We start from the raw sequence: 14046 nt of genomic DNA, 5'->3' as shown, positions 1-14046 counted from the left end.
AAACATTGGTATCATTTCATTTTACAACATTATATGGAAACGATACAATGGGAGGTTGCTAAGACAACCTTAGAAAGGTACTTGCCGAAACCAAAATAGGCTGCCTGCCAAACCAGTCATTCTGGTCTGCAAGACAGCCTTAAGATATCGATACAACGTGATTATTCATTGGAAAAGCTTAAAATGCCCAATCTCCATTCAGGAAAACCGCTTCCCGTTCTCCGCTTGCGGTAATGCCATAAATGTTGGTTTCCGGAGAACCCATCATGAAGTCTACATGCGTGATGCTGGAATTCATGCCACGAGAAGCAAGTTCTTCGGAGGACATGGTTTTTCCGCCTTCCATATTGAAGGCATAGGAACTGCCGATCGCGAGGTGACATGAGGCGTTCTCATCATACAGCGTCGTGTAATATAGAATGCCGCTCTCGGAGATCGGAGAATGGAAGGGGACAAGTGCAACCTCGCCAAGATAGTGAGATCCTTCATCCATGTTGATTAATCTTTCCAGCGTATCTTGACCTTCTTCCGCATGAAAATCAACGATTCGGCCACTCTCAAATGTGAGAGAGAAGCGATCGATAATACTTCCGCCATAACTCAGCGGTTTGGTGCTGGACACTGTACCGTTGACACCATATTTGCTAGGAGCAGTGAATACTTCCTCTGTCGGAATATTAGCTACGAATCGAGTCCCTTGTTCATTTACACTGCCCGCTTGTGCCCAGATATGACCTTCAGGTAGTTCAACCGTCAGATCCGTTCCAGGGGAGACAAAATGGAGTGCTTTATACTTTTTGCTGTTTAGGGCAACTGCTTTATGTTCCAATCGATCGATATGCTGTTCCCAAGCTTCAACTGGATGATCCAAATCTGCTCTGACAGCGGCAAAAATAGCTTCCCAAAGCTGCTTCATCTGCTCAGCGGCTGGCAGGTCGGGGAACACTTTTGCAGCCCAGTCCGGTGAAGGGCAGGCAACACCTGTCCAGCTCATTTTGTCAGCCTGCTGATACTGTCGGTATTTGGCCATGGCTTGTCCATATGTACGCTGATGGGTCGAAATTCGTTCAGGATCAATCCCTTTGAGCAGATCTGGACTTGAAGAGAGTACGGTCAGAAAGGCAGCGTTGTTCGCTGCAAGCTCTTCAAGTTCCGCAGCATGCCACTTGGGCGGCTCTTGGAATGATTCCAGCGGAGCCATCTCGAATCTTAGGCGATTGACGGTTTCATCTCCATATTTTACGATGACTTGCTTGGCCCCGGCTTCGTATGCTTTACGAACGAGCAGGCGTACATATTCAGCGGTATCGATCATGGCGCTGATGACCAAGAATTTGACCGGGTTGTACGTTGGCCCCCACCTTGACTGCCAGCTCGGCATAACGATCCAATTTTTGTTCAAAAGTTAACATGGTAGTGACCTCACTATCTATAATTTTACCTTCTTACGCAGGAAAAGAGAGGAGTACTCTCCTCTCTTCATGTAGCGTAAAAATTAGAATGCCCAGTTACCTTGCAGGAAGATCGGTTCTTCTTTTCCTTCGGAAGTAACACCGTGAATGTTCATGTCAGCCGATCCAACCATGAAATCCACATGGGTAAGGCTGGAGTTCAAACCATTATCGATCAGTTCTTGCTTCGACATCGTTTTGCCGCCTTCCAAGCAGAATGCATAGGCATTACCGATGGCCAAGTGGTTGGATGCATTTTCATCGAACAGGGTGTTATAGAACAGGATGTTCGTATCGGAAATCGGTGATTTATGGGGAACAAGAGCGACCTCACCCAGATAGTGCGCACCTTCATCCATTTCGATGAGGTTTTGCAGGGCATCATGTCCTTGTTCTGCAGTAAAATCAACAATACGGCCATTCTCGAAAGTAAGAGAGAAGCCATCGATCAGATTCCCACCATAGCTCAGTGGCTTGGTGCTGCGAACGGTGCCATTGACACCCGTTTTCAGCGGAGCCGTAAATACTTCCTCCGTTGGCATGTTGGCGATGAAGACATGACCCTGTTCATTTACACTACCACCGGATACCCAGATGTGTCCTTCTGGAAGTTCGATGGTCAGATCTGTACCAGGGGCAGTATAGTGAAGTTTTTTATATTTTTTCGTATTGAGCAGATCAGCACGGGAATCGAGGTTTTGCAGATGTGTTTTCCATTCGGAAACGGCATCCTGCTCGCCAATACGAACGGTTTTGAAAATAACATCCCATAGCTTATCCACTTGCTGCTCCGCAGGCAGATCCGGGAATACTTTGGCAGCCCATTCCGGGGAAGGGACTGCAACGATGGACCAGCTGAATTTATCAGCCATCTGATAGGCACGATATTTCTCCAGTGCTTTTCCGCGCACTTTTTGACTGGTAACAATACGTTCTTGAGCCACACCATTCAAGAGGTCAGGGTTTTCCGCGATGACATGCAGGATGGCAGCCCCTTCTTCTACGAGTTCTGTCATTTCACCCGCAAACCATTTCGGTTCGATAGAGAATGCCTCATCCGGTGCGAGATCATAATGAAGACGTGTTACGGTTTCATCACTCCAGTTTACTTTGACCAGCTTGGCACCTGTTTCATAGGCAGCCTTCACGATCTTGCGTACAAAATGTGCTGCAGTGATTGGTGCATTTACAACGAGTGTTTGTCCAGGATGGACGTTTACTCCCACTTTGACAGCTAGTTCCGCGTACTGCTGTAAATGAAGCTCAAAATTATTATTCATGCTATATTCTCCTCCTGTAATATAAGGTTTCCGTAGCTCGTTCACTGGAACATGAAGCCCTCAAATCATGTATGTATGGATACCCCCGAGGACCTTCATTTGAATAAGGTATACGTTGCTACGATATATATTGTACAATTAACCAATAATAATTACCAAACTAGGTTTACCATAATTGTTGTAGACCTGTTACAGATGAGAGATTAAAGGAGTGTATGTTGGTGAATATCGAAATTATTCGTGCCGAGATGCGTCGGGAAGACGAGAAATCCTATATTGGAACAACCGTTTTTCGTGCAGAAGGGGAAAAGTCCATTTATGAGGTAACGTTCATGAGCAAGAACGGCAAAGATTGGGATTATAGTCTCCATTTCACGGAGCAATCTGGTGATGAAGAAGAACTTCTGCGGATGGACGAGCTGCTCGAAAACGACGACGATGTATACGACAAGCTGCTTGACGCGGCATTGGATGCCTTTCCTGCATAATCAGAGCATAGGAAGTTGTTCTATTATGTGAATGAACAGACTATACTAGACGGTGTGTGCCCGAACGGGTATGCATCGTCTATTTTTAATTAGATGAGGGGAATAGATATCCAAAAAAGGGGCAGTCTATGGATGGCAAACAGAGGGACAATCGCCTGAATGGGAGGTAACCGTGGATGACATCTGACAATCTGATCACAGCAGGAATGACGGGGCTTGAAGAAGTCGCGCATGATATCCTCAGTCTGCGTACATTATTTGTTAATGTAGTATTCATCGGTGAACCGGGAAGCAGGAACTGGATTCTAGTGGATACCGGGATGGCGGGATTTACGGATCATATTGTGCGGATCGCAGCAGAACGGTTTCAGGGACCACCGTCCGCCATCATATTGACACATGGTCACTTCGACCATGTAGGTACTGTAATAGAGCTTGAACAGTTCTGGGGTGTTCCCGTCTTTGCCCATTCAATGGAATTACCTTATTTAACGGGCCTTAAAGATTATCCACCAGCCGACCCTTCCGTAGGTGGGGGACTGATGGCAAGATTGTCATTTGCCTATCCGAACGAAGCAATTAACCTGGATGATCGCATCTTCAGCCTGCCGGAGGACCATTCGGTACCTGGTATGCCAGGATGGCGTTGGATCCATACTCCAGGACATACACCTGGTCATGTGTCGCTCTTTCGCGAGGAGGACCGTTTCCTGATTGCGGGAGACGCCATTATTTCGGTAAAACAGGAATCGCTATGGAGTGTACTGCTGCAGGATGAACAGATGCATGGTCCACCTGCATACTTTACGACGGACTGGGACGAGGCTCATCGATCCGTTCATGTGATCAGGAACTTGGAGCCACGCGTCGTGGTCACGGGGCATGGACATTCGCTGACAGGTGATTTCTTGCGTGGTTCGCTTGAGCAGCTTGATCTGGATTTTGAACAGGATGCTGTGCCGGAGCACGGCAAATATGTCGATTAAACGATATGAAATGAACATTTGGAGGACAGCCGCGAACAGTGCAGCTGTCTTTTTTGTCGCCTGATGATGAAAATGTTCTATATCACAGATTGGTATTTTGTGCCCAGTCATGATATATTCGAGCCGTATAATATAACCCTAGTATGCAGGAGGTACATATAACAATGACACAGAATTCAGCGTATGAGGAGCAATTTGGCGGAATTCCGGCGGTATGGCTTCGATTCAATCAATTTGAGGCGGCCGTAATTCCAAGCGTGGGTGCGAACCTGGTTGCGTTTCGTGATACAGAACGCGGTCATCGCTATCTTCGTGAACCTGATTTGAATAATATGGATGCATTCAAGGCTGCTCCGGCCGTGTACGGCATTCCCGTTCTTTCTCCGCCGAATCGCTATGAAGATGGCCGCTTTCCTTGGAATGGCGAAATCTATCAATTACCTGTAAATGAACCTGCTACGGGCAATCATTTGCACGGATTTTTACACGAGGCAGATTGGAAGGTAGAAGGATATGGAACGACTGAACTGGAGAGTTATATCCTGCTGAGCCAAGAGATAAAAGAAGGACACCTTTTCCATCAATATTTGCCGTTCACGTTCACGGTAACGCTTCGTTACTCTCTTGACAGCACAGGGCTCCAGCAGCAGCTGAAGGTTCGTAATAACGGCAAAGAGCGCATGCCCAATTTGTTCGCGTTCCATACAGCCATTAATGTCGCCTTTGTACCCGACAGTGATGTGTCGGACTATACCGCCAAAATCACCATCGGTCAGCGCCGTGAGCTGAATGAACGTTCTTTGCCTACCGGGCAATTTCAACCGCTTTCACCGAATGAGGAGAAGTTGAAGACAGAAGGGGTTAGCCCATTTTTCGAATCCATGGATAATCACTATACAGCGGAACCCCAGAATGGTCGAAATTATATGGAGCTCACGAACCAACGTACAGGGGACAAATTTGTTTATGATGTTGGAGCATCGTACAAACACTGGATGATCTGGAACAACAACACGGAAGGTGGATTCTTCTGTCCTGAACCCCAGATGAACCTGGTTAATGCACCGAATGTACAAGGACTACCTGCCGAAGAAATCGGATTAGTCGGACTTGAACCTGGTGAGATCTTCGAACAAGCCAGTCGTTTGTATCCAATCTATTCGTAATTTCATGAGTCAATAAACGATTGCGTGTTTTGACGTACGCTTACAATTTTGTCGAAAAGGTGAAAATCTGAACGACAATCATGTATAATATGACGAGATGATTAAATTTACGAGAAATAGAATTCATCTTTTTGGAGGAGGAAAATCAAGTGGAATACCGCATTGAAAGAGATACGCTCGGAGAGATGAAGGTACCAGCGGACAGACTATGGGGGGCTCAGACACAGCGCAGTAAGGAAAACTTCCCGATTGGTCGTGAGCATATGCCGATGGAAGTTATTCGTGCACTTGCCATTTTGAAAAAAAGTGCTGCAGCGAGCAACCATAAGCTCGGCAAGCTGTCTGCCGCCAAATCGGATGCGATTGCCTATGCAGCGGACGAGATCATTGCCGGTCGGATTGACGATCATTTCCCGCTTGTTGTATGGCAGACTGGTAGCGGCACGCAGTCCAACATGAATGTGAACGAAGTCATCGCCAATCTGGGTAACCAGCTTCTTGAACAGAAGGGCAAGGAAGAGCGTTTGCATCCGAATGACGATGTGAACATGTCCCAGAGCTCCAACGATACGTTCCCGACAGCTCTGCATGTTGCAGGTGTACTTGCTGTCGAAGACCAGCTCTTGCCAGCCATTGCTGTACTCAAATCTACCTTTGCAGACAAATCCGAAGCTTTCAAGGATATTATCAAGATCGGACGTACCCATCTGCAGGATGCTACTCCTATCACACTCGGACAGGAGATCAGCGGCTGGGAAGCGATGCTGGACAAGAGTGAACGCATGATTCGTGATAGTGTTCAATATATGAAGGAACTGGCCATTGGTGGTACCGCAGTGGGAACAGGCATCAATGCTCATCCTGACTTTGGCGATTTTACCGCCAAGGAGATCGGCAAACATACAGGTAAGGATTTTGTATCGGCACCAAACAAATTCCACGCACTTACAAGTCATGATGAAGTCGTTTACGCCCACGGCGCTGTTAAAGCGCTTGCAGCTGATCTGATGAAGATTGCCAATGACGTGCGCTGGCTGGCAAGTGGTCCGCGCAGTGGACTCGGAGAGATCCGCATTCCGGAGAATGAACCTGGCAGTTCCATCATGCCAGGCAAAGTGAATCCAACCCAGAGCGAAGCATTGACGATGGTTGTAACGCAAGTGATGGGGAACGATGCTGCCATCGGATTCGCGGCAAGTCAGGGTAACTTTGAGCTGAATGTGTTCAAACCGGTCATTATTTATAACTTCCTGCAATCCGTACAACTGCTTGCGGACTCCATTATTGCTTTTAACGATAAATGTGCAGTGGGTATTGAACCTAATCTGGGTCAAATCGAACATAACCTGAACAACTCGCTTATGTTGGTTACTGCTCTTAATCCGCATATTGGATATGAGAACGCAGCCAAGATTGCGAAGCTGGCTCATAAAGAAGGCTTGTCTCTGAAAGTGGCTGCTCTGCAGACCGGGTTGCTTACCGAAGAGCAGTTCGATCAGTATGTGGACCCAGCGAAAATGATTGCTCCGAAAGCTTAAGTTTTTTTATAGTGCAAAAACACTAGAGGAAGAAACGACCCGCATATGCAGGTCGTTTTTTCTTGTTAAGAATATATCCAAACCTTCTTGACTATGTCTGAATTTGTCAGAGCTTACAACCCCAGAATAGTCAGACTGCACCCACATGACCGAAATGCGTTTAACCCCAGAATGATAACCTTGTACTATGTCAATGACGATATAAGCCTAGATTGGATATAATGCTTGTCAGACTTCATGTATCCATATAAACTACATATGCAGATCTAAATTGTTGTGCGTGAATTGATTGATTTCATTGGAGGTTTCCGCGTTGTCGAAGAAGAGAAGGTTTACGATACGCTCCAAAATTTTGTTGGGCTATCTAGTGGTTGTATTGTTATTTGGAGCTGCCTTGCTGGTTCTATCGGCTCAAATTAACGAATTGCAAAAAGAAAACGATTTTATAAGCCATCATGACCTCGAAGTACATAACCTGACCAATGCCATTGAGAAGGATGTACTCGATATGGAGACTGGACAGCGAGGATTCATGCTAACAGGTAAAGACAGCTACCTGGAGCCCTACAATCAAGCACTCTCGGAGTGGAATTCGAACTATGACCAGTTATACGGACTCATTAGTGATAACCCATCCCAGCAGCAGAGATTGCAAACGATCAAAACGCATATTCTACGCTGGATTGAGGTTGCAGCAGAACCTTCCATTGCATTGAAAAATCAGGGTGATCAGGAGCAAGTGATTACGTTTTTCCAATCCGATCCGGGTAAAAACGAAATCGATTTGCTTCGTTCACAACTTGCAGGCTTTCGCAATACAGAAAGTGCTTTGACGGAAGCACGAGTTACCAGTCTTGCCGAACGCAGTTCCACCCTGCTTACGATCATGTATACCCTATGGGCTGCTATTGCTGCATTTTCAATCGGAGCAGCGATCATGGTTTCTGGTAATATTGTCAAAACGCTGCGTGACGTAAGACAAACTATTCGTAATATTTCCCAAGGCGGCAACTTGGCAGAACGGATTCATGTGCGAACCGAGGATGAAGTGGGTGACCTTGGACGGGAGACTAACAAGCTGCTCGATAAAGTGCAGGAGCAGAATCGCGTGAAGGATCAGCTTACGAGTATCGCTACACTCCTGCAGAACCCGACTAATCTGGAGGGTTTGTCACGTCTTTTCCTGAACGAGCTTGCCATTCTGCTGGAGGTTCCCTACAGTGTACTGTACTACTGGAAGGATAATCGGCTCTTGCGCGTAGCTGCTTATGCAGCAGATGGAGACAAAGAGCACTCCATCGGCAAAGTTTCACTTGCACCGGGCGAAGGGCTCGTGGGTCAAAGTGCGGTGGAGAAACGGATACTGCGTATGAATGACTTGCCACAGAACTATATTCGAATCTCTTCGGGACTAGGCCATGCTTCTGCAACATCTCTTACAGTCGTGCCAGTGATCTTCGAAGGACGAACGATCGCGGTCATAGAGTTGGCTTCATTAAAGCCATTGCAGGAGAACGAACTCGAACAGCTTCATGAATTAGTTGAAATATTCAGTGTATCTCTACACTCCACAGCGACACGCATGGAACTGCAGCAGTTATATGATGAATCCCAGGTACTGAACGAGGAGCTCCAAGCTCAATCGGAGAAACTTCAGCTGCAAACCGAGGAAATGCTGTCACAAACAGAAGAACTGCAGATGCAAACCGAAGAGCTGCATATGCTGAACGAGCGTCTGGAATTGCAAAAACATGCAGCAGAAACATCAGCGAGCGAGCTTGCGAGTGTAGCAGACCAGCTGCGAACAAGTTCGGGATATAAATCTGAATTTTTGGCTAATATGTCACATGAATTACGTACTCCCCTGAATAGTATGCTCATCCTGTCCGAGATTTTGGCTGAAAACAAACATGAGAACTTGAGTAGCGAAGAACAAAAATACGCATCGGTAATTCATACTTCAGGCAAAGATTTGCTTAATCTGATCAATGACATTTTGGATCTGTCCAAAGTGGAGGCAGGGGAGATGGACATTGATCTTGGCGAAGTTTATCTCGGCGTCCTGCCGGAGACGATGAATCAGTATTTCTTAAAAACCGCTGAGCAGAAAGGAATCGACTTCCGGATTCAGATGCAAAGCCATTTACCGGAAACGATAGTCACGGATGAGATGCGTTTGCATCAGATTCTAAGAAACCTGCTCTCTAACGCTTTTAAGTTTACAGACGAAGGCGAAGTTGCTCTGACGATCTCCCGAATGAATCTGGCAAGCCCTGAACCAGGTGGTTCAGAGGCGGATGTTATTGCATTTTCGGTCAGTGATACGGGGATCGGCATTGCAGACGATAAGCTGCTGCAGATCTTTGATGCATTCAAACAAGCGGACGGCGCGACTGCAAGGAAATACGGTGGAACCGGACTCGGCTTGTCCATTTCCCAATCTCTTGCGACTTTGCTCGGGGGTTCCATATCGGCGACCAGTCGTGAAGGACAGGGCAGTGTATTTACTCTTTTCTTGCCATTGAGACCAGAGGAGCCTGAGACAAAGAATAACTCACGACTATTCTTGAACGAAGCAGCTACAACGATTCCCATTGTGGGATCTCTATCTAATACATCAAAGGATGAGATTCTGCTGACACCTCTGGAAGAATCGTTATTAAGGGGGCGCCAAGTTTTTGTCGTAGATGACGATATTCGTAACGTATATGCTCTTGCGAATGCACTTGAACAGTATGGCATGCATATCATTACCGCGCAGAACGGGTATGAATGTCTGGAGATGCTGGAACGCGGGGAAGCCAATCCCGATATTATTTTGATGGATATCATGATGCCGGAACTGGACGGTTACGATACGACACGTCAGATTCGGGAGCGATTGAAGCTTACCCAGCTGCCGATCATTGCATTAACGGCTAAAGCCATGAAAGAAGATCGTGATAAATGCATTGCAGCAGGTGCCTCGGACTATATTAGCAAGCCGCTGAATATCAAAGAGGTAATCTCCCGAATGAAATTGTGGCTTAGTCCGGAAACGCTAGAGATTTAAGAACTTATTTACCGCAAATCAATCATTTCATACACATTATAAAACCAATGATAAATTGCCAAGCTCACGCTGCAATGATGTCATTGGTTTTATTTTTGTCATGTAAGCTCTGAAATCAAATTTGATGTTATAATACTTAACAAATAGTTTGATTCCGATGAACTAAATGGGTTGTTAACCCTGGAGAAGAGCTTTTCATTTCCATTATAAGAGGAAAATATAACTTAATAAGTTATATATGTGGGAGGTCGTGTCTATGCAGCTTACGGTTAAAGAGGCTTTGCAAGTATATCCGTTGTCTGAGGCCAGACTCGTTGCCGGCGGGGAGGGGACTTCACGGATGATGAAATCCGTTAACGTCATGGACGCCCCAGATATCGCGGATTGGATTAAATCCGGAGAGTTGTTATTCACAACCGCTTTTATCATGAAAGACAATGAAACAGATGCCCTTCGATTAATGCGCAGACTAAATGACCGCGGATGTGCAGGACTCGGCATTAAACTCGGACGTTTCTGGCAGTCCATTCCCCAAGGGATCATAGAAGAGGCGGACCGTTTACGTTTGCCGCTGCTGGAATTGCCATTCCAGTTTACGTTTTCGGACCAAATGAATGCTCTGTTCAAGGCGGAACACGAGCGAAGTCACCGGCTGCTGCATGAGGTTGTACAGAAACAGAAGAAGCTGATGCATTTTGCATTACAACAGCAGCAGCAGCATCGAAATGTGTTTGCCGAGCTTGCGACCGTATTAAACTACCCGCTTGCAGTTATAGGCTCCAGGGGACATGTACTCTATGGGAGTGAGACGATTGCCGGAGATGCACTGGTACAGGGGTGGCCATGGAAATCCGTTATGCATCGCGTGAAATGGAATCAGGGCAGTTGTCATCGGGTTCCCATCAAACAAAATGATGAAGAGTATGGGTTTCTGCTCGTGTTTACAGATTCAGCCCTCTCCCTGCGGGCAGAGGAAGAATTATTTCAGCAGGCTGCTGACGTACTGGCATTTTATATGGATATGACCTATCGTGAACACATTAATCCGACTGTGCAGGATGAGATGCGTACATTGTTAACCCAATACCTCGAAAATAAAATGACGGTGGAGGAGCTGACCAGACTCAGTGAGAACAAAGGCGTTCATCTGTTCCAGGGTACTTATCAATGCGTGCTCATTACGCTGGAACCTTCGGTTTTCGCCGAGGGGAAGCTGCTGAAGCAAATTCATCGTGAACTGCAATATAATCCATTGATGCAATTTACGGCGTCGCAGCATTTTCAGATGGAAGATGGCATTCTGTCGATATATACATGCCCGACAGGGCGCGACTATGGGGAGGAACTTTCGAGTTTTCTACTCAGTCGCTTCGCGGATGTATTATCTGCACAGGAGGCAAAAGGAGCATCTGTGCCGAGATTCTGGATTAGCAAAATGAAACATGAGCCCAAATCATTACGTGAAGCTTATCAGGAATGCCTGGATACCCGGCAGCTGGCACGCCGCTTCGGAATGAAGGATCGCGCACTCCAGTTCGAGATGTTGGAGTTTGCCTATGTGTTCCAACATGTCCCGGATAACATCATGGAGAATTACTGTAATAAAGTATTGGAACCTCTGCTGGCTAGAGATGGGGACCCTAATCACATATTGATGAACACACTCGAATCTTTCATTGAGAACGATGGACTGATCAACGAAGCTGCGAAGCAGCTGTTTGTTCACCGCAACACCATTACGTACCGCATGGAGAAAATCGGAAGTCTGCTGCAGATGGACTTTAAAAAAACGAATGACTTGCTAAAGTTAAAACTGGTATTTACGTTCCGTAAATTTGGCCGGGATAAAAGAACCGAAAGACCATAAGGATGCATTAGACAGAGAGTGAACAGATCGCAGATAGAAATACACAACTCGAACAAATCCAGAGTTGCCGACTTTTGTGCTTCATAACTATCATCATAATTTAGATCAAAAACCGTACGCCCCTTATCTGGCGTACGGTTTTTTAGATTATGTGACATGAAGACCCTTAATTCCTGTGCACAGATAACAGTTCGTGAATATGATGTTATGTTATATTACAAAATTGCGTAGATATTATTGCTGCATCCTGCCCTTGACCTTAAAATGAAGAACAATAATTCACAGAAGACCGGAGGTTCTGACATGAGCGATTTTATGAAACTCGTTAACAGCTGGTCTGTCACACAGTTCGTGCATACCTTTGGTGGCTTATTTGAGGAATCACCATGGGTGGCTGAACGTTCCTGGACTTTGCGACCTTTTAATTCATTAGAACACATGATGAATATCATGAAACATGTTGTTGAAACGTCTGACGACGATGTCATCCTGCAGCTGCTGCGCAACCATCCCGATCTCGGCGCAAGAATCAGCATGAGCAGCAATTCCGTGAAGGAACAAGCTGGTGCTGGACTGGATTCTCTCTCCCCTGAAATGTATGACGAATTGAATCAATTAAACAAGGAATATACAAGCCGATTCGGCTTTCCATTCATATTGGCGGTAAAAGGTCATACCGCTCAGTCCATTCTCGAATCGATGCGTCAGCGTCGCTCGCGAAATAGGGATGAAGAATTTCAAACGGCTTTAAATGAAGTATTCAAAATTGCATTTATCCGGCTGGAGAAGTGGCTGGTTCAAATTGGGCATGAACATGAAATTGAACCGAAGCCTGCTGTGGTGCCGAAACGAACCATGTATTACGGCAAAGGTGACGTGTGGTTGTATCGCTCCTATGCTAAACCTCTAACCGGGATCGGATCAATACCGGAATCCCCTTTTACCGGAAGAAGCAACGTTCTCTTCGGCATGAACATTAAGATAGCTGTGCAAGGGGATGCATTCTTGCCTTCGTTTACGGAAGGGGATAATTCCAGCATCGTGGCCACGGATTCCATGAAGAATTTTATTCTCAAGCACGCTGCGAGTTATACCGGTGCTACCGTTGAGGGATTTCTTGCGTATGTGAGTCAGCTCTTTCTTGAGAAATACCCTCAAATGATGAAAGTTCAGATGACCGCGGATCAGATCCCTTTTGAAGATGTACCCATTGGAGCCGATGGAAGTTATCGATCAAGCACGATGGTATTCCGGTATTCGCAAAATGATCGGGGTACGGCAGCAATAGAGGCAGAACGAAACGGTAATCAAATTGAATGGAGTAACCATTTCAGTGGTCTAGCTGATCTGCGACTGATCAAGGTTAAGGGTAGTGAATTTGCGGGATTTATCAAGGATGAATATACCTCGCTGCCTGAGACAAGAGATCGTCCCTTGTTCATTTTTCTGGATATCAACTGGCGGTACCACGACCCAAGAGATGGAATGGATGATACGCGCGGACGTTATGTGGCTGCTGAACAAGTAAGTGATATTGCTGCTGCGGTGTTCCACGAATGCCGATCTGCATCCATTCAACATTTGTTATATCAGATCGGACTCCGTATATTGAAGCGATTCGGGCAATTAACTGAAGTATCGTTTGAATCCAACAATCGGACATGGGATACGGTACTGGAAGAAGTGGCCGAAGGAGAAGGCAAGGTGTATACCGAGCCCAGACCACCATACGGGTTTCAAGGTTTTTCAATGACCAGGGAAGACCTTGAAGCAGAGTACAATGATTCGAAGAGAGTAGGTAGATCGTAATGACAGAGGCTGGAGGACGCATAACAACACACGTACTGGATACATCCAAAGGAGTACCAGCCGAGGGAGTTCGGATTGTACTGCATCTTGTACAAAAGGATGGAGAGTCGGAGTCCAGGTTAAAAGTTGCCGAATCGGTGACCAACGGTGATGGCCGTCTGGATGCACCCTTACTGGACGGGGGCCGTCTGGAGCAAGGCATTTATGAGCTTCATTTTGACGTCGAAAAGTACTATGCAACTCGTTCACCTGAACAATCGGTGCAAGCATTATGGACGGTTGTACCCATCCGTTTTGCCGTATCCGATACTGAAAGTCATTATCATATTCCTTTACTAATCGCTCCAGGAGGTTACAGTACATACCGCGGAAGCTGAACAATTTTGAACACTGGTTCTGACACAGGGAG

General features: G+C 46.2%; 9 protein-coding genes and 1 pseudogene. 8 read left to right on the top strand and 2 right to left on the bottom strand.

The window, feature by feature from the left end:
- Window positions 1-178: 178 nt before the first annotated feature.
- Both ABIC22_RS24605 and ABIC22_RS24600 read right to left on the bottom strand, forming a co-directional pair.
- Window positions 179-1412 (bottom strand): annotated as a pseudogene (locus ABIC22_RS24605) (aminopeptidase).
- Between the two features lie 83 nt (window positions 1413-1495).
- A complete protein-coding gene (locus ABIC22_RS24600) occupies window positions 1496-2731 on the bottom strand; it encodes an aminopeptidase (protein ID WP_127540184.1) in 1236 nt (411 codons plus the stop codon).
- A 215-nt stretch (window positions 2732-2946) separates the two neighbouring features.
- Between ABIC22_RS24600 and ABIC22_RS24595 the strand changes: the two genes are divergently transcribed.
- The 8 genes from ABIC22_RS24595 to uraH all read left to right on the top strand — a co-directional run bounded on the left by ABIC22_RS24595 (window position 2947) and on the right by uraH (window position 14014).
- The gene (locus ABIC22_RS24595) at window positions 2947-3219 is read left to right on the top strand and encodes a hypothetical protein (protein ID WP_221192408.1); all 273 of its coding nucleotides are present in this window, start codon (window positions 2947-2949) and stop codon (window positions 3217-3219) included.
- Window positions 3220-3395: 176 nt separating this feature from the next.
- On the top strand, window positions 3396-4205 hold the full coding sequence (locus ABIC22_RS24590; protein ID WP_354484491.1) for an MBL fold metallo-hydrolase: 810 nt from the start codon (window positions 3396-3398) through the stop codon (window positions 4203-4205).
- A gap of 164 nt (window positions 4206-4369) precedes the next feature.
- Window positions 4370-5371 carry an aldose 1-epimerase gene (locus ABIC22_RS24585; RefSeq protein ID WP_354484489.1) on the top strand — a complete coding sequence of 334 codons (1002 nt, stop codon included), beginning with the start codon at window positions 4370-4372 and terminating at the stop codon, window positions 5369-5371.
- Between the two features lie 149 nt (window positions 5372-5520).
- Window positions 5521-6909, top strand: coding sequence for a class II fumarate hydratase (gene fumC, locus ABIC22_RS24580; RefSeq protein WP_354484487.1), 1389 nt, complete (start codon window positions 5521-5523; stop codon window positions 6907-6909).
- 313 nt (window positions 6910-7222) lie between these two features.
- Window positions 7223-9961 carry a CHASE3 domain-containing protein gene (locus ABIC22_RS24575; RefSeq protein WP_354484485.1) on the top strand — a complete coding sequence of 913 codons (2739 nt, stop codon included), beginning with the start codon at window positions 7223-7225 and terminating at the stop codon, window positions 9959-9961.
- A 256-nt stretch (window positions 9962-10217) separates the two neighbouring features.
- On the top strand, window positions 10218-11828 hold the full coding sequence (locus ABIC22_RS24570) for a PucR family transcriptional regulator (RefSeq protein ID WP_154894329.1): 1611 nt from the start codon (window positions 10218-10220) through the stop codon (window positions 11826-11828).
- A gap of 303 nt (window positions 11829-12131) precedes the next feature.
- Entirely contained in the window at window positions 12132-13637 is a 1506-nt protein-coding gene (gene pucL, locus ABIC22_RS24565; protein ID WP_127540172.1) for a factor-independent urate hydroxylase, read from the top strand.
- Window positions 13637-14014 (top strand): hydroxyisourate hydrolase, encoded by a 378-nt coding sequence (gene uraH / locus ABIC22_RS24560; protein ID WP_354484483.1) that lies wholly within the window; start codon window positions 13637-13639, stop codon window positions 14012-14014. Before pucL ends, uraH begins: the two co-directional genes overlap by 1 nt.
- Window positions 14015-14046: the final 32 nt, after the last annotated feature.

The organism is Paenibacillus sp. PvP094 (assembly GCF_040546835.1).
Classification (GTDB): Bacteria; Bacillota; Bacilli; order Paenibacillales; family Paenibacillaceae; genus Paenibacillus; species Paenibacillus illinoisensis.
Note: the sequence above shows the minus strand (reverse complement) of the source record. Positions and strands in the feature narration are given on the sequence as shown.

Excerpts from the sequence above, each read along its gene's own strand:
- ABIC22_RS24600 (WP_127540184.1), bottom strand. The coding sequence starts at position 2,731 with ATGAATAATAATTTTGAGCTTCATTTACAGCAGTACGCGGAACTAGCT.
- ABIC22_RS24595 (WP_221192408.1), top strand. The coding sequence starts at position 2,947 with ATGTTGGTGAATATCGAAATTATTCGTGCCGAGATGCGTCGGGAAGAC.
- ABIC22_RS24590 (WP_354484491.1), top strand. The coding sequence starts at position 3,396 with ATGACATCTGACAATCTGATCACAGCAGGAATGACGGGGCTTGAAGAA.
- ABIC22_RS24585 (WP_354484489.1), top strand. The coding sequence starts at position 4,370 with ATGACACAGAATTCAGCGTATGAGGAGCAATTTGGCGGAATTCCGGCG.
- ABIC22_RS24570 (WP_154894329.1), top strand. The coding sequence starts at position 10,218 with ATGCAGCTTACGGTTAAAGAGGCTTTGCAAGTATATCCGTTGTCTGAG.
- pucL (WP_127540172.1), top strand. The coding sequence starts at position 12,132 with ATGAGCGATTTTATGAAACTCGTTAACAGCTGGTCTGTCACACAGTTC.
- uraH (WP_354484483.1), top strand. The coding sequence starts at position 13,637 with ATGACAGAGGCTGGAGGACGCATAACAACACACGTACTGGATACATCC.